This is a genomic window from Leptothrix mechoopdaensis (SeqCode), from assembly GCF_053893855.1.
The window spans coordinates 1630022-1644858 of record NZ_CM132699.1 but is presented as its reverse complement, the minus strand read 5'-3'; the positions used below and the strand labels follow the sequence as shown (position 1 = coordinate 1644858).

Genomic DNA, 14837 nt, shown 5'->3' with positions numbered 1-14837 from the left:
CGACACGTCCCCCAACACCTGACCCGAGAACCTCGCCCATGGCCAGCCACGCCGCCTTCAACTGGGAAGACCCCCTCAACCTCGACGCCCAGCTGAGCGCCGACGAACGCGCCGTGCGCGAGGCCGCGCAGGCCTACTGCCAGGAACGCCTGGCCCCGCGCGTGCTGGAAGCCTTCCGGCACGAGAAGACCGACCGCGCCATCTTCAGCGAGATGGGCGAACTCGGCCTGCTCGGCCCGACCATCTCCGAGGCCTACGGCGGCGCCGGCCTGAACTACGTCAGCTACGGGCTGGTGGCGCGTGAGGTCGAACGCATCGACTCGGGCTACCGCTCGATGATGAGCGTGCAGTCGTCGCTGGTGATGGTGCCCATCGAGGCCTTCGGCACCGAGGCGCAGAAGCAGAAGTACCTGCCCCGGCTGGCGCGTGGCGAATGGGTCGGCTGCTTCGGCCTGACCGAGCCGGACCACGGCTCCGACCCCGGCAGCATGGTCACGCGGGCCCGCAAGGTGGCCGGCGGCTGGAAGCTTTCAGGCGCCAAGATGTGGATCACCAACAGCCCGATTGCCGACGTGTTCGTGGTCTGGGCCAAGGATGACGAGGGCGCCATCCGCGGCTTCATCCTCAACAAGGGCGCGGCGGGCCTGAGCGCCCCGGCGATCCACAGCAAGGTCGGCCTGCGCGCGAGCATCACCGGCGAGATCGTCATGGACGAGGTGTTCTGCCCCGACGAGGACGCCTTCCCCGACGTGCGCGGCCTGAAGGGCCCGTTCACCTGCCTGAACAGCGCCCGCTACGGCATCGCCTGGGGCGCTCTGGGTGCGGCCGAGGACTGCTTCCACCGCGCCCGCAGCTACACGCTCGAACGCAAACAGTTCGGCCGGCCGCTGGCGGCCAACCAGTTGATCCAGAAGAAGCTGGCCGACATGCTGACCGACATCGCGCTGGGCCTGCAGGGCTGCCTGCAGCTGGGCCGGCTGAAGGACGCGGGCACGGCATCGGTCGAGGCCACGTCCATCCTCAAGCGCAACAGCTGCGGCAAAGCGCTGGACATTGCCCGCATGGCGCGCGACATGCTCGGTGGCAACGGCATCTCCGACGAGTTCGGCGTGGCGCGCCACCTCGTCAACCTGGAGGTCGTCAACACCTACGAGGGCACGCACGACGTGCATGCGCTGATCCTCGGCCGGGCCATCACCGGCATCCAGGCGTTCTCCTGATGGGTGGCGCCTCGATGCTCGACGGCGTGCGCGTGCTGGACCTGTCGCGCGTGCTGGCCGGTCCGTGGGCCGGCCAGCTGCTGGCGGACTACGGCGCGGATGTCATCAAGGTCGAACGGCCCGGTGCCGGTGACGACACCCGCGGCTGGGGACCGCCGTGGTGGGGGCCGGCCGATGCGCGCATGTCGGCCTACTACCTGAGCGCGAACCGGGGCAAGCGATCGGTCGCGATCGACCTGGCCACGCCCGACGGCGCGGCGATGGTCCGACAGCTCGCGGCCGAGGCCGACGTGCTGCTGGAGAACTACAAGGTCGGCCAGCTCGCCCGCTACGGCCTGGACGCGGCCAGCCTGATGGCGCTGAACCCGCGCCTGGTCTATTGCTCGGTCACCGGCTACGGCCAGGACGGCCCGATGGCGCAGGCCGCCGGCTACGACTTCGCGATCCAGGCCACCGGCGGGCTGATGAGCCTGACCGGCGAGGCCGAAGGCACGCCCGGCACGCAGCCGCAGAAGGTCGGCGTGGCCGTCACCGACCTGTTCACCGGCGTCTATGCCAGCACCGCGATCCTGGCTGCGCTGGTCGAACGTGGCCGCACCGGCAAGGGTCGCCACATCGACGCGGCCTTGCTGGACGTGCAGGTCGCGATGCTCGCCAACCAGGCCAGCAACCACCTGGTCGGCGGCGTGGTGCCGCAGCGCATGGGCAATGCGCATCCCAACATCGTGCCCTACCAGGTCTTCGGCACCGCCGACGGCCACCTCGTGCTGGCGATCGGCAACGACGGCCAGTTCGCGCGTTTCTGCGAGCTGGCCGGCCATGCCGACGTGGCCGCCGATCCGCGCTACGCGAGCAACCCGCAACGTGTCGCCCACCGCGCCGGGCTGGTGCCGCTGCTGGCCGACTGGCTGCGCACGCGCACCACGCAGGCGTGGATGGACCTGCTGGAGCCGAACGCGGTGCCCTGTGCACCGATCCTGGACATCGCCGGCGTGTTCGCCCACCCGCAGGTGCTGGCCCGGGGCTTGCGAGTGGATCTGCCGGCCCCGGTCGACACGGACCTGCAAGCGACCCAGCCGCCGACCCTGCCACTCGTGCGCAACCCCATGCGCTTCGACGGCCAGCCGGCCGTGGCCGACCAGCCGCCGCCCTCGCTGGACCAGCAAGGCGACACGATCCGCGCCGCGCTCGCCCGTGGCGAGGGCTGGCCCAGCCGATGAGCCAGCGAGCCGCCCGACCACCAAGGGCCGCTCGCGGCCTGGCCGCAACCCCCTGTTTCTGTGTACAGGCTGCACAGCCGATACAGCCTTCGCGCTGTCTGCGCCCCGCTGTACATGGCGCCGCACAGCCCCCGGCCGCAACATCGCCGCGCTCACCCTGAGACCACCATGCCACCTGCCGCCATCCTCCGACATCCCTCGCTCGACGCCACGCCCGCCGCGGCCCCGGCCAGCGGCACGTCAGGGGCCGACACCCTCGTGCAGTTCCGCGGTGTCCAGAAGACCTACGACGGCGAGAACCTGGTCGTGCGCGGCCTCGATCTCGACATCCGGCGCGGCGAGTTCCTGTCGCTGCTGGGCCCGTCCGGTTCGGGCAAGACGACCTGCCTGATGATGCTGGCGGGCTTCGAGTCGCCGACCGCCGGCGAGATCACGCTCGACGGCCAGCCGATCACGCGCACGCCGCCGCACAAGCGCAACTTCGGCATGGTGTTCCAGAACTACGCACTGTTCCCGCACCTGACGATCGCCGACAACGTCGCCTACCCGCTGACCGTGCGCAAGGTGCCCAAGGCGCAGATCGCCGAACGGGTCGCCAAGGCGCTGGCGATGGTGCAGCTGACGGGGCGCGACCAGCGTTATCCGTCGCAGCTGTCGGGCGGCCAGCAGCAGCGTGTGGCGCTGGCGCGGGCGCTGGTGTTCGAGCCGCAACTCGTGCTGATGGACGAGCCGCTCGGCGCGCTCGACAAGCAGCTGCGCGAGCACATGCAGATCGAGCTGAAGGCGCTGCACCGCCAGCTTGGCGTGACCTTCGTCTACGTGACCCACGACCAGGGCGAGGCCCTGACGATGAGCGACCGCGTGGCCGTGTTCAACGACGGCGAGATCCAGCAGCTCGATGCCGTCGACCGGCTCTACGAGGCGCCGTCCAACCGCTTCGTCGCCGGCTTCGTCGGCGACAGCACGCCGCTGGCCGGCACGCTGGCGACACAAGGCAGTGCCGAGCCCGGCTGCCTGTGCGAGCTGCGCCTGGCCGGTGGCGCGCGCCTGAGCGGCGTCAACGTCAACGGCGCGGCCGATGGTGCGGCGGTGCTGGCGTCGGTGCGGCCCGAGCGCATCGAGGTCCGCGTCGACGCCGACGCGCTGTCGCAGCCCAACACGCTGCCGGCCGAGGTCGACGACATCATCTATTTCGGCGACCACCTGCGGCTGCGTTGCCGCATCGCCGGACAGGCGCCCGCCACGGTCAAGCTGCCGCTGTCGGGCGTCTCCCAACCGCAGGTCGGCCAGCGTGTCGGCCTGCACATCCCCACACCGTTCCTGCGCGTGTACGCCTGAGCCGGCCCGGACGAAGCCGGACAGGTCCTTTCCCAACCCCGTTCACCCCAACCCCCGAGGAGTTGCTCGCATGAAGAAGATCGCCCACTGGTCGGCCGCGGCCGTCGCCCTGATCGCCCTGCCCGCGCTGGCCCAGACGCAGCTGACGGTCGTCAACTTCGGCGGCGCGAACGGCGCGGCGCAGAAGAAGGCCTACTTCGAGCCCTTCGAGAAGACCGGCGCGGCCAAGATCGTCGGCGTCGAATACAACGGCGAGCAGGCCAAGATCAAGGCCATGGTCGAGACCAAGAAGATCAGCTGGGACGTCGTCGAGGTCGAGAGCCCGGACGTCAACCGCGGCTGCGACGAGGGCCTGTTCGAGAAGCTCGACTACAGCAAGATCGGCAACAAGGCCGACTTCCAGCCCGCCGCCGTCCATGAGTGCGGCATCGGCGTGTTCGTCTGGTCGACCGTCATGGCCTACAACGGCGACAAGCTCAAGGACGCGCCCAAGACCTGGGCCGACTTCTGGGACGTCAAGAAGTACCCGGGCAAGCGCGGCCTGCGCAAGGGCGCCCGCTACAACCTGGAATTCGCGCTGATGGCCGACGGCGTCAAGTCCGCCGACGTCTACAAGGAACTGGCCACCAAGGCCGGCGCCGACCGCGCGTTCAAGAAGCTGACCGAACTCAAGCCCAGCATCCAGTGGTGGGAAGCCGGCGCGCAGCCGCCGCAGTTCCTGGTCGCCGGCGACGTCACGATGACCACCGCCTACAACGGCCGCATCGACGCCGCCCAGCGCGAGGGCAAGAACCTCAAGATCAGCTGGACCGGCGGCATCTACGACCTGGACTACTGGACCATCGTCAAGGGCTCGCCCAACAAGGACGTCGCGATGAAGTTCATCGCCTACGCCTCGTCGCCCGATGCCCAGGCCGAGTACGCCCGCAACATCAGCTACGGCCCGACCAACAACAAGGCGCTGGCCAAGCTCGATGCCAAGGTGCTGGACCTGCTGCCGACCTCGCCGGCCAACAGCAAGGATGCGCTGCAGTTCAACATCAAGTTCTGGGCCGATGCCGGCGAGGAACTCGAGAAGCGCTTCGCCTCCTGGGCGGCCCAGTGAGGCCTGTCCTCACCGCCTGCTGAAGCCGTTCCCAGCCGCCTGAAAGCGCCCCGCCGATGACCGCCACCGTGCTCGATGCCCCCGCCCTGCGCCAGTCCCTGAAGCGGGTGCAGGTGCGTCAACGCTGGCTGGCCATCGGCCTGACGCTGCCGCTGCTGGTCTTCCTGCTGGCCACCTTGCTGGTGCCGATCGGCGCGCTGCTGCTGCGCGCGGTCGAGAACCCGGAGGTGGCCGGCGCCCTGTCGCGCACCGGCGCGGCGTTGTCGGCCTGGGGCCGCCAGGCCGAGCCGCCCGCAACCGCCTTTGCCGGCGTGGCGCAGGACCTCGCCGCGATCGACGAAGGCTCGCAGGCCGGCGCGCTGGCGCGGCGCCTGAACACCGAGGCCTCGGGTGCCCGATCCCTGGTGATGGGCACCTACAAGGCCGTGCGCGACCCGGCCACCTGGGGGGCCGAACTGGCCAGCCAGTCGCCCGACCAGATCCGCGCCCGGATGCTCGAACTCGATGCCCGCTGGTCCGACCTGAAGTACTGGCAGGCGATTGCCAAGAACGCCTCGCGCTGGACGCCCGACTACCTGCTGACCGCCGTCGACCTGAAGCGCCAGCCCGAAGGTGGCATCGCCCATGTCGAGCCCGACCAGCGCGTGTTCAGCCGCATCCTGTTGCGCACCTTCGAGATCAGCGCCGTCGTGACCGTCTGGTGCCTGCTGCTGGCCTATCCGCTGGCCTGGTGGCTGTCGACGCTGCCGGCACGCAAGGCCAACGTGCTGATGATCCTGGTGCTGGTGCCGTTCTGGACCTCGATCCTCGTGCGCGTGGCCGCCTGGATCGTGCTGCTGCAGCGCGAGGGCCTGGTCAACAAGTCGCTGATGGCGCTGTCGATCATCCACGAACCGGCCGCCCTGCTGTTCAACCGCACCGGCGTGGTCATCGCGATGGTGCACATCCTGCTGCCCTTCATGATCCTGCCGCTCTACAGCGTCATGAAGTCGGTGCCGCCGACGTACCTGCGCGCAGCGGTGTCGCTGGGCAGTGCGCCGCTGGCGGCCTTCTTCCGCGTCTACGTGCCGCAGACCTTCCCCGGCATCGGCGCGGGCGCGCTGCTGGTCTTCATCCTCAGCATCGGCTACTACGTGACGCCCGCGCTGCTGGGCGGTGCCGATGACCAGATGCTGAGCTACTACATCGCCCAGTACACCAACGTCGACATCAACTGGGGCATGGCCTGCGCGCTTGGCGCGGTGCTGCTGGTGACCACGCTGCTGCTCTACGGCGTCTACCGCCGGCTGGTGAAGTCCGAGCTGAGCCTGGGCTGAGGAGAGACGTCGATGCTGCCGATCAAGTCCTGGCGTCCGAGCCTGCCGGTGCTGCCCGCCTACTACACGCCGCTGGACACGCTCGGCTGGTGGGCGGTGCGCGTGTTCGCGGTCGCCATGCTGCTGTTCCTGCTGCTGCCGATCCTGGTGATCGTGCCGCTGTCGTTCTCGTCGAGTTCCTTCCTGGCCTATCCGATGCCGGGCTGGAGCCTGCAGTGGTACGAGAACCTCTTCACCTCCGACGACTGGGCCCGCGCCGCGCGCAACAGCTTCATCGTCGCGCCGGCCGCGACCGTCATCGCGACGGTGCTGGGCACGCTGACGGCGGTCGGCCTGGCGCGCACGCAGTTCCCCGGCAAGGGCCTGCTGATGAGCGTGCTGATCGCGCCGATGGTCGTGCCCATCGTGGTCGTCGGTGTGGCCTGCTACCTGTTCTTCGCCCGCATCGGCCTGGCCGACACCTACATCGGCCTGATCGTCGTGCATGCCGCACTGGGCGCGCCGTTTGTCGTCACCACCGTGCTGGCCACGCTGCAGGGCTTCAACCACAACCTCGTGCGCGCCAGCCTGAGCCTGGGTGCCGGGCCGCTGGAGACCTTCTGGCGCGTGACGCTGCCGGTGATCGCGCCGGGCGTGATCTCGGGCGCGCTGTTCGCCTTCGCCACATCGTTCGACGAGGTCGTCGTGACCCTGTTCATCGCCGGCCCGCAGCAGGTCACGCTGCCGCGCCAGATGTTCACGGGCATCCGCGAGAACATCAACCCGACCATCGCCGCCGTCGCCACGCTGCTGACGATCTTCACGACCGGGCTGATGCTGGTGCTCGAATGGATCCGCGGGAAACGAGCGTGAACCGGGTCTTGAACCAGCCCCTCGGCGGCAACGAGATGCCGCGCTTCGGCGGCATCGCCAGCATGATGCGGCTGCCGGTCGTCGACTCGCCCGAGGGCCTGGACGCCGCGTTCATCGGCATCCCGCTGGACATCGGCACCAGCCACCGGCCGGGCGCGCGCTTCGGGCCGCGCCAGATCCGCGCCGAGTCCGCGCTGATCCGGCCCTACAACATGGCCACCGGCGCCGCGCCGTTCGACGCGCTGCAGGTCGCCGACCTGGGCGACGTGCCGATCAACACCTACTCGCTGGACAAGTCGCTCGGCCTGATCACCGCCTTCTACGACCGCGTGCTGGCCGCCGGCTGCCGGCCGCTGACGATGGGCGGTGACCACACCATCGCCCTGCCCGTCCTGCGCGCGATGGCCGCGCGCCACGGCCCGGTCGCGCTGGTGCATGTGGACGCCCATGCCGACGTCAACGACGACATGTTCGGCGAGCGCATCGCCCACGGCACGCCCTTCCGCCGCGCGGTCGAGGAAGGCCTGCTGCGCACCGACAAGGTCTGGCAGATCGGCCTGCGCGGCAGTGGTTATGCGGCCGACGACTTCGACTGGCCGCGCCGCCAGGGCTTCCGGCTGGTGCTGGCGCACGAGGTCTGGTGGCAATCGCTCGCGCCGCTGATGGCCGAGGTGCGCGCCGCCATCGGCGATGCGCCGTGTTACCTGAGCTTCGACATCGATGGCATCGACCCGTCCTACGCCGGCGGCACCGGCACGCCCGAGATCGGCGGCCTGACCGTGCCGCAGGCGCTGGAGATCATCCGCGGCTGTCACGGCCTGAACCTGGTCGGCGCCGACCTGGTCGAGGTCTCGCCGCCCTACGATCCGAGCGGCAACACCGCGCTGCTGGGCGCCAACCTGCTCTACGAGATGCTGTGCGTGCTGCCCGGCGTGCCACGACGCTGAACGGGTCAGGCCTGGCGCCGTAGAGTCTTCGTTTCCAGTCTTTGCACGGCCTGTCCCTGCACCTTCCTCCACGCCTGACATCCCCACCGACCATGGACACCAAGACCTCTCCGCTGGCCCTGCTGAACGACCCGACGCTGCTGCGCACCGATGCGCTGATCAACGGCGAGTGGGTCGCCGGCCCGTCGCGTTTCACGGTCGATGACCCGGCCACCGGCCTGGCGCTGGCCCAGGTCGCCAACACCGGCGCGGCCGAGGCGCAGACCGCGATAGCCGCCGCCAACGCGGCCTGGCCGGCCTGGAAGGCCAAGCCCGCCAAGGAACGTGCGGCCATCCTGATGCGCTGGTACCACCTGCTGGTGCAGCACGCCGACGACCTGGCCCGCATCATGACCGCCGAACAGGGCAAGCCGCTGGCCGAGGCGCGCGGCGAGGTCGTCTACGGCGCCAGCTTCATCGAGTGGTTCGCCGAGGAAGGCAAGCGCGTCTACGGCGAGACCATCCCGACCACCGACCCGAACAAGCGCTTCATCGTGCTGAAGCAGCCGATCGGCGTCTGCGCGGCCATCACGCCGTGGAACTTCCCGATCGCGATGATCACCCGCAAGGTCGCCCCGGCCCTGGCCGCCGGTTGCCCGGTGATCATCAAGCCGGCCGAGCAGACGCCGCTGTCGGCGCTGGCCTGTGCCGAGCTGGCGCTGCGCGCGGGCTTGCCGGCGGGCGTGCTCAACATCCTGACGGCCGACGCCGACCGCTCGATCGAGATCGGCAACGTGCTGTGCGCCTCCGACGTGGTACGCCATCTGAGCTTCACCGGCTCGACCGAGGTCGGCCGCATCCTGATGCGCCAGTGCGCGCCGACGATCAAGAAACTCAGCCTCGAACTCGGCGGCAACGCGCCTTTCATCGTCTTCGACGACGCCGACCTGGACAGCGCCGCCGAAGGCGCGCTGATCAGCAAGTACCGCAACGCCGGCCAGACCTGCGTCTGCGCCAACCGCCTCTACGTGCAGGCGGGCGTCTACGACGCCTTCGTCGAGAAGCTGGCCGCCAAGGCCCGCGCGATCCAGGTCGGCAACGGCTTCGAGCCGGGCGTGAACCAGGGCCCGCTGATCGACGCCCAGGCCATGGCCAAGGTCGAGTCGCACGTGGCCGACGCGCTGGCCAAGGGCGCCACGCTGGTGACCGGCGGCAGCCGCGCGCCGGGTGCGCTGGCCGAGCGCTTCTACACGCCGACGGTGCTGGCCGACGTCACCGCCGACATGCTCTGCGCCCGAGAGGAGACCTTCGGCCCGGTCGCCCCGGTGTTCCGCTTCGAGACCGAGGCCGACGTCATCGGCCTGGCCAACGCGACCGAGTTCGGCCTGGCGAGCTACTTCTACAGCCGCGACATCGGCCGCATCTTCCGCGTCGCCGAGGCGCTGGAGACCGGCATGGTCGGCATCAACACCGGCCTGATCTCGGTCGCCGAAGTGCCGTTCGGCGGCGTCAAGCAATCCGGCCTCGGCCGCGAAGGCTCGCGCCACGGCATCGAGGACTACGTCGAGATGAAGTACCTGTGCATCGGGGATGTGCTGCGCTGACGCGCCAGTCCACGCCCGACGCGCGGGTGCATCGGGCGTCCTCGGGCTTGAGTTCGGCATTGCCCGATCCGAGCCCGCAACACGCCTCGCGTCGCCAGTTGGTCACCGTGACCCGCTTCGCGGACCTTGAGCCCCTGACGGTCCTCCATCGAGTCGGAGGCTCGATACGGAGCGCGGGTGGGCGATCAATGCTCAACCCGAGCTGGGTTTGCGCGGCTGCGGGAGTGGGTGCTGCGGGTGGAAGTCGTTGGCTTGGGTGGTCGCCATCGACCCCAAGCGGTCAGAACGAGTGCGAATCCAGCGTCCGGAAGCTGTCGTTCTACGTTCGAGCTGAGGGGCGCGCAGCAGGAAGGCACTTGGCCCGCGCAATGGATGATGAGAATGGCCGTTGCGCGGGCCAAGTGCCTTGCCGGTGTACGTCCCTTCGAACGAAGGGTTAGGCCGCACTCTTTGCGATGACCGGCGTGGCGTGGAGTTGAAGGCCAAGAGCTGCCACGACCTTGAGGATCGTTGCGAACTCCGGATTGCCAGCCGGTGAGAGTGCCTTGTAAAGGCTCTCTCGCCCGAGACCCGCGTCGCGAGCGACTTGTGTCATTCCCTTCGCGCGGGCAATGTCACCGAGCGCAGCCGCCACCAGAGCGGGATCGCCTTCTTCAAGGGCCGCCTCAAGATACGCGGCCATGTCTTCCTCGGACTTCAGATGGTCCGCCGGATCCCAGGGGGTAGTGACTGTCTTTGCCATCTCGATCTCCTACAAGTCGCGCGCAAGCGCCTTCGCTTCACGGATGTCGCGGTCCTGCGTGGACTTATCGCCACCAGCCAACAAGACCACGTAGACGTTTCCCTTCTGAACGAAGTACACGCGGTAGCCTGGTCCGTAGTCCACGCGTAGCTCGGAGACCCCTTCACCAACGGGCTTCACGTCGCCTGTATTCCCAAGCGCGAGCCGACGAATGCGGATGTCGATTCGGGCCTTGGCTGTTCGGTCGCGAAGGCCGCCGAACCACTCTGCATAGGTGACTGTCTGGCGGACTTCAAGCATGACGGAACTGTATCACATGGGATACGAAATGCGCAACCGTGGCTCTGTGCGGTCTAACGAAACCTTCGGCCCGGTCGCCCCGGTGTTCCGCTTCGAGACCGAGGCCGACGTCATCGGCCTGGCCAACGCGACCGAGTTCGGCCTGGCGAGCTACTTCTACAGCCGCGACATCGGCCGCATCTTCCGCGTCGCCGAGGCGCTGGAGACCGGCATGGTCGGCATCAACACCGGCCTGATCTCGGTCGCCGAAGTGCCGTTCGGCGGCGTCAAGCAATCCGGCCTCGGCCGCGAAGGCTCGCGCCACGGCATCGAGGACTACGTCGAGATGAAGTACCTGTGCATTGGTGACGTGATGCGCTGAGCCGGCATCGCGCTTCAGGATGGGCGGGGTTTCCCGCTTGGGTTATGACCTAGCATCTCGGGCAGGAAAACCCTGCCCGCATGAATCCTGTCAGCCCGATACCCGCCATTGCCATCGCCCTGACCGGCAGCGCCACCGCCTGGGCCCTCGCGACCTGGCGCCGCAGCGCACCGGAACCCGGACGCCATGCCTCGATCGACGGTCTGCGCGGGTATCTCGCGCTGTCGGTGTTCCTGCACCACGGCTGCATCTGGTTTTTCCATTTGCGGACCGGCCGCTGGGAAACCCCGCCGTCGAACCTGTATGTCCATCTCGGGCAGACCAGCGTGGCGCTGTTCTTCATGATCACGGCCTTCCTGTTCGTCACGAAGGTGCTGGACGCCAGCCAGCGGCCGATCGACTGGCTGCGGCTCTATGTCGGCCGCGTGATGCGCCTGACGCCGCTCTACCTGCTGGCGATGGCGCTGCTGTTCGCGGTCGTCGCCTGGCGCTCGGGCGGGCAGTTGCAGGAGCCGCCGGCCGACCTGCTGCGGCATGCGACGGAGTGGCTGCTGTTCTCGGTCGGCGGGACGCAGGACCTCAACGGCGTGCGCGACACCCTGGTGATCGTCGCCGGCGTGACCTGGTCGCTGCCCTACGAGTGGTTCTTCTACCTCTGCCTGCCGCTGCTCGCGCTGGCGACCGGCCGTCGGCCGCCCCTAGCCGCACACCTGGCCGGCCTGCTGGCGCTGCTGTTCCTGCTGGTCTGGCATCCGCATGCGATGCAGATGTCGGCCTTCCTGGGCGGCGTGCTGGCGGCGCTGTGCGTGCGCTCGCCGGGCTTGCGCGAGCGGGCCAGCCGGCCGGCCGCCTCGCTGCTGGTGATCGCCCTGCTGGCGGTGGCCGTCGCGCGTTTCCCCGGCGCCTACCAGGCCGTGCCGATGCTGCTGGTGTCGCTGGCCTTCTGCCTGATCGCCGCTGGCAGTTCGCTGTTCGGGCTGCTGACCTGCCGCACCTCGCGCGTGCTCGGCGAGATGACCTACAGCCTCTACCTGCTGCACGGCCTGCTGCTCTACGCGCTGTTCGAAGGCGTGCTGGGCGCCGAACGGGCCGCCGGTCTGAGCGCGACGCAGCACTGGCTGATGGTGCTGGTGCTCTGTCCCGTGCTGATCCTGCTCAGCCAGCTGGCCTATCGGATGGTCGAACAGCCGGGACTGGCGCTGACGGGCCCGGCGACCCGCTGGCTGCGTCTGCGCCTGTCGGGCCGTCGCACGGCGACAGGCTGAGCCGCGCGCGGACGGCGACTCAGTCGTCGTTGGCCGCGTCGTCCATGCCGCCGACCAGCCCGCCGCGACGCGGATGGCGCGACTGCACGGCGCCGGCATAGGCCAGCCGCAGCAGCTCCTCGGCCTGGCGGCCGTGGTCGGGGTAGAGGCTGACGCCGGTGCCGATGCCGAGCACGGCCTGCTGGCCGGTCACGACATAGGGCTCGCTCATGCTCTGCGCCAGCTTGGCGGCGACCCGCTCGCCGTCCTGCGGCCGTTCCATGCTGGGCAGCAGCGCGGCAAACGCATCGCTGCCGACGACGGCGACGACGTCGCTGGAGCGCAGACCCGCGCGCAAGCGCACGGCCGCCTTGCGCTTGAGCAGTTGGGCGGCCTGGGCGCCGAGCCGGGCCGCGATGGCGTCCAGCCCGTCGAGCCGGAACACCAGCAGCGCCATCGGCACGGGTTCGCGCTCGCGCAAGGCGCAGAGCTGGTTCAGCAGCTCGACCAGCAGCGCGCGGTTCGGCAGGCCGGTGCCCAGGTCGATCGACCAGGCGCGGCGCACCTCCAGGTCCTGCGCCTTGCGGTCGATGGCCTGGTAGACGGCGCGCTTCAGTCGCACGCCCTGCGCGTCCTCGAGCGCCAGGACGTCCTGCACCCCCATCTGGATCAGCCGGCGGGCGAGGTCACGGTCGGGCGCGGGCCAGGCCACGATCACCGCCGAAGCCGCCGCCGCCTGCGACAGGCCGCTCCAGGCCAGCAACGACTGAACCTGCTGGCGGTTCGGACAGCCGATGACGATCGCCGGCGGGGTGTGCAGCTGCAGCTGCGCGCTGAGGGCGTCCAGGCTGTCGACGGCCTCCCAGACCAGTCCGTCGGCCGGGTCACCGGGCAAACCGCCCCCGAGACCGAGATGGCAGACGGAAACCCGATCGGAGCGCGGCTTGGACATGGCGGACAGGGTCACCCGAGGCGAAAAGGAAGGGGGCGATGTTACTGACGGGCAGCGGCTGCGAATCGGACGACTCGCGGCCAGCGTGTCCGACCTCACATGTTTCTGGGCCAACCCCACAAAAAGATAGGCACTAGCTTGGTGCGACCGGCTGAAAGGCCGGCATGACTTGTTTCAAGTCAACTTATTCATGTCGTATACCGGGCCGCTTCATCACTATGGGGGAACCAATTTGGTGTGATTCCACTTTAACCTGCGGTTCAGCCACTCAAACAAGTAGTTCCCATGAAAGCCCTGCTGCTCAGCCACACCAGCGATCTGCACGTGCTTCTCCAGCATGAGTTGCGCCGCCGTCGCCCCGACGCCGAAATCGCCCGCACCCACACGCTCGCCAGCGCCCTGCCCTACCTGCGCCAGGAGCCCGAGATCGACCATGTGGTGCTGGACCTCGGCCTGTGTGGCTGGTCCCGCATGAGCACGCTGGTGACGACGCTGCGCCCGTGCCTGGGCAGCCGCCAGCTGGTGCTGCTGGTCGAGACGGTCGAGGACGTGATGCGGGTGCGCGCCCAGGGCGTGACGGTCGACGCCTGCCTGCCGAAATCGGCCGGGCTCGGCGCCTTGGCCGATCTGCTGCTGCAGATCGACACGACGCAATCGGTGCTGACGGCCGCGCGCTGGTCCTTCCGCGACCGCCAGGCCGACGAACGCGCCACGCCGGGCGTCGCGGCAGCAGCGGTGTCGCGCGGTGCCGTGCGGGTGCAGGGCGACGGCGCGACGTCCGCCAAGGTCTACTCGGTCAACTTCAACCGCCTGGCCTGGTGAGACCGCACCGGCGCCGGCCGCTCAGGCCCGCCGGACCACGATGAAGCGGCGCGGGAAGCCGAACAGCCGCCGGCCATCGGCCCGCACCGGGTACGCCGCGTCGATGCGCGCGCGGTAGGCCGCCAGATAGTCCGCCCGCTCGGCGTCGTCGGCCAGGGCATCCAGGAAGGGACGCAGGCCGGTCGCCCGGACCCATTCGACGATCGCGTCGGCATCGGCCATGACCTGCTGGTAGCGGGTGTCCCACTGGTCGATCTCGGCCGCCAGCGGCGCCAGCAGGTCGTGATACGCCTCGGCCGACAGGACATGGTTCATGGCCTCGGCGGCCGGTGCCAGCCGCGCCGACCAGGGCCCGGGCAGTTCGCGCATCCAGCGGTGACTGGGCTCGTCGCGGTTGGCCGGCATCTGGACGGCCAGCACGCCGCCCGGCCGGACCTGGCGCAGCAGTTGCGGCAGCAGGCGGGCGTGGTCCGGCACCCACTGCAACACCGCGTTGGCGAACAGCACATCGACCGGCCGGCCGCCGGGTGCCTGCCAGGTCGCGACATCGGCCTCGACCCAGTCCAGCGCCGGCAAGGCCAGCCGTGCCGCCTTCAGCATGGCCGGCGAGCTGTCGACACCGGTGATGCGGGCGCCCAGCCAGCGTGCGGCCAGCAGCGCGGTCGAGTTGCCGGGGCCGCAGCCCAGGTCAACCACCTCGCGCACGGCGTCCGGCGGCTCGGGCCGGACACGCGCCAGCAGGTCGATGGCGGCGCGTGTGCGCTGGTCGCCGAAGCGCAGGTACAGGGAGTCGTTCCAGTCCGTCATGGCCGGGGATTCTGACCCGCTCCCTAGA

Annotated in this window: 14 protein-coding genes and 1 pseudogene; 11 read left to right on the top strand and 4 right to left on the bottom strand. The window is 69.4% G+C overall.

What is annotated here, in order from left to right; translation table 11 throughout:
• The first annotated feature begins 38 nt into the window (after window positions 1-38).
• From ACWA7K_RS07285 to ACWA7K_RS07250, 8 genes are all read left to right on the top strand, one after another.
• Window positions 39-1220, top strand: a complete 1182-nt coding sequence (locus ACWA7K_RS07285) for an acyl-CoA dehydrogenase (RefSeq protein WP_456167098.1) — start codon at window positions 39-41, stop codon at window positions 1218-1220.
• Window positions 1220-2440 carry a CaiB/BaiF CoA transferase family protein gene (locus ACWA7K_RS07280; RefSeq protein WP_456167096.1) on the top strand — a complete coding sequence of 407 codons (1221 nt, stop codon included), beginning with the start codon at window positions 1220-1222 and terminating at the stop codon, window positions 2438-2440. Before ACWA7K_RS07285 ends, ACWA7K_RS07280 begins: the two co-directional genes overlap by 1 nt.
• Window positions 2441-2608: 168 nt before the next feature.
• On the top strand, window positions 2609-3778 hold the full coding sequence (locus ACWA7K_RS07275) for an ABC transporter ATP-binding protein (RefSeq protein ID WP_456167094.1): 1170 nt from the start codon (window positions 2609-2611) through the stop codon (window positions 3776-3778).
• Window positions 3779-3848: 70 nt separating this feature from the next.
• Window positions 3849-4883 (top strand): ABC transporter substrate-binding protein, encoded by a 1035-nt coding sequence (locus ACWA7K_RS07270; protein ID WP_456167092.1) that lies wholly within the window; start codon window positions 3849-3851, stop codon window positions 4881-4883.
• A 56-nt stretch (window positions 4884-4939) separates the two neighbouring features.
• Complete coding sequence (locus tag ACWA7K_RS07265; RefSeq protein WP_456167090.1) at window positions 4940-6199, top strand: ABC transporter permease; 1260 nt, start codon at window positions 4940-4942, stop codon at window positions 6197-6199.
• Window positions 6200-6211: 12 nt separating this feature from the next.
• Window positions 6212-7051, top strand: coding sequence for an ABC transporter permease (locus ACWA7K_RS07260; RefSeq protein ID WP_456167088.1), 840 nt, complete (start codon window positions 6212-6214; stop codon window positions 7049-7051).
• Window positions 7027-7998 carry an agmatinase gene (gene speB / locus ACWA7K_RS07255; protein ID WP_456167086.1) on the top strand — a complete coding sequence of 324 codons (972 nt, stop codon included), beginning with the start codon at window positions 7027-7029 and terminating at the stop codon, window positions 7996-7998. Before ACWA7K_RS07260 ends, speB begins: the two co-directional genes overlap by 25 nt.
• 92 nt (window positions 7999-8090) lie before the next feature.
• Window positions 8091-9581 carry an NAD-dependent succinate-semialdehyde dehydrogenase gene (locus tag ACWA7K_RS07250; RefSeq protein ID WP_456167084.1) on the top strand — a complete coding sequence of 497 codons (1491 nt, stop codon included), beginning with the start codon at window positions 8091-8093 and terminating at the stop codon, window positions 9579-9581.
• A 436-nt stretch (window positions 9582-10017) separates the two neighbouring features.
• Here ACWA7K_RS07250 and ACWA7K_RS07245 read toward each other — a convergent pair whose 3' ends face one another.
• The gene (locus ACWA7K_RS07245) at window positions 10018-10323 is read right to left on the bottom strand and encodes an addiction module antidote protein (protein WP_456167082.1); all 306 of its coding nucleotides are present in this window, start codon (window positions 10321-10323) and stop codon (window positions 10018-10020) included.
• 9 nt (window positions 10324-10332) lie between these two features.
• Window positions 10333-10623, bottom strand: coding sequence for a type II toxin-antitoxin system RelE/ParE family toxin (locus tag ACWA7K_RS07240; protein ID WP_456167080.1), 291 nt, complete (start codon window positions 10621-10623; stop codon window positions 10333-10335).
• A 58-nt stretch (window positions 10624-10681) separates the two neighbouring features.
• Between ACWA7K_RS07240 and ACWA7K_RS07235 the strand changes: the two are divergent.
• Together ACWA7K_RS07235 and ACWA7K_RS07230 are read left to right on the top strand one after the other, a co-directional pair.
• Window positions 10682-10984 (top strand): annotated as a pseudogene (locus tag ACWA7K_RS07235) (aldehyde dehydrogenase family protein); the annotation flags it as partial.
• 80 nt (window positions 10985-11064) lie between these two features.
• The gene (locus ACWA7K_RS07230; RefSeq protein ID WP_456167078.1) at window positions 11065-12249 is read left to right on the top strand and encodes an acyltransferase family protein; all 1185 of its coding nucleotides are present in this window, start codon (window positions 11065-11067) and stop codon (window positions 12247-12249) included.
• Between the two features lie 19 nt (window positions 12250-12268).
• Here ACWA7K_RS07230 and ACWA7K_RS07225 read toward each other — a convergent pair whose 3' ends face one another.
• Entirely contained in the window at window positions 12269-13180 is a 912-nt protein-coding gene (locus ACWA7K_RS07225; protein WP_456167076.1) for a diguanylate cyclase domain-containing protein, read from the bottom strand.
• A gap of 285 nt (window positions 13181-13465) precedes the next feature.
• Here ACWA7K_RS07225 and ACWA7K_RS07220 point away from each other — a divergent pair, with 285 nt between their 5' ends.
• Window positions 13466-14002 (top strand): hypothetical protein, encoded by a 537-nt coding sequence (locus ACWA7K_RS07220; protein ID WP_456167074.1) that lies wholly within the window; start codon window positions 13466-13468, stop codon window positions 14000-14002.
• A gap of 21 nt (window positions 14003-14023) precedes the next feature.
• Here ACWA7K_RS07220 and tam read toward each other — a convergent pair whose 3' ends face one another.
• Complete coding sequence (gene tam / locus ACWA7K_RS07215) at window positions 14024-14809, bottom strand: trans-aconitate 2-methyltransferase (protein WP_456167072.1); 786 nt, start codon at window positions 14807-14809, stop codon at window positions 14024-14026.
• Between the last annotated feature and the right edge of the window lie 28 nt (window positions 14810-14837).

What these genes read in the sequence shown, in the direction of transcription:
- ACWA7K_RS07230 (WP_456167078.1), top strand. Translation starts at nt 11,065, where the DNA reads ATGAATCCTGTCAGCCCGATACCCGCCATTGCCATCGCCCTGACCGGC.
- ACWA7K_RS07275 (WP_456167094.1), top strand. Translation starts at nt 2,609, where the DNA reads ATGCCACCTGCCGCCATCCTCCGACATCCCTCGCTCGACGCCACGCCC.
- ACWA7K_RS07240 (WP_456167080.1), bottom strand. Translation starts at nt 10,623, where the DNA reads ATGCTTGAAGTCCGCCAGACAGTCACCTATGCAGAGTGGTTCGGCGGC.
- ACWA7K_RS07225 (WP_456167076.1), bottom strand. Translation starts at nt 13,180, where the DNA reads ATGTCCAAGCCGCGCTCCGATCGGGTTTCCGTCTGCCATCTCGGTCTC.
- ACWA7K_RS07270 (WP_456167092.1), top strand. Translation starts at nt 3,849, where the DNA reads ATGAAGAAGATCGCCCACTGGTCGGCCGCGGCCGTCGCCCTGATCGCC.
- ACWA7K_RS07265 (WP_456167090.1), top strand. Translation starts at nt 4,940, where the DNA reads ATGACCGCCACCGTGCTCGATGCCCCCGCCCTGCGCCAGTCCCTGAAG.
- speB (WP_456167086.1), top strand. Translation starts at nt 7,027, where the DNA reads ATGGATCCGCGGGAAACGAGCGTGAACCGGGTCTTGAACCAGCCCCTC.
- ACWA7K_RS07280 (WP_456167096.1), top strand. Translation starts at nt 1,220, where the DNA reads ATGGGTGGCGCCTCGATGCTCGACGGCGTGCGCGTGCTGGACCTGTCG.
- ACWA7K_RS07285 (WP_456167098.1), top strand. Translation starts at nt 39, where the DNA reads ATGGCCAGCCACGCCGCCTTCAACTGGGAAGACCCCCTCAACCTCGAC.
- ACWA7K_RS07245 (WP_456167082.1), bottom strand. Translation starts at nt 10,323, where the DNA reads ATGGCAAAGACAGTCACTACCCCCTGGGATCCGGCGGACCATCTGAAG.
- ACWA7K_RS07260 (WP_456167088.1), top strand. Translation starts at nt 6,212, where the DNA reads ATGCTGCCGATCAAGTCCTGGCGTCCGAGCCTGCCGGTGCTGCCCGCC.
- ACWA7K_RS07250 (WP_456167084.1), top strand. Translation starts at nt 8,091, where the DNA reads ATGGACACCAAGACCTCTCCGCTGGCCCTGCTGAACGACCCGACGCTG.
- ACWA7K_RS07220 (WP_456167074.1), top strand. Translation starts at nt 13,466, where the DNA reads ATGAAAGCCCTGCTGCTCAGCCACACCAGCGATCTGCACGTGCTTCTC.
- tam (WP_456167072.1), bottom strand. Translation starts at nt 14,809, where the DNA reads ATGACGGACTGGAACGACTCCCTGTACCTGCGCTTCGGCGACCAGCGC.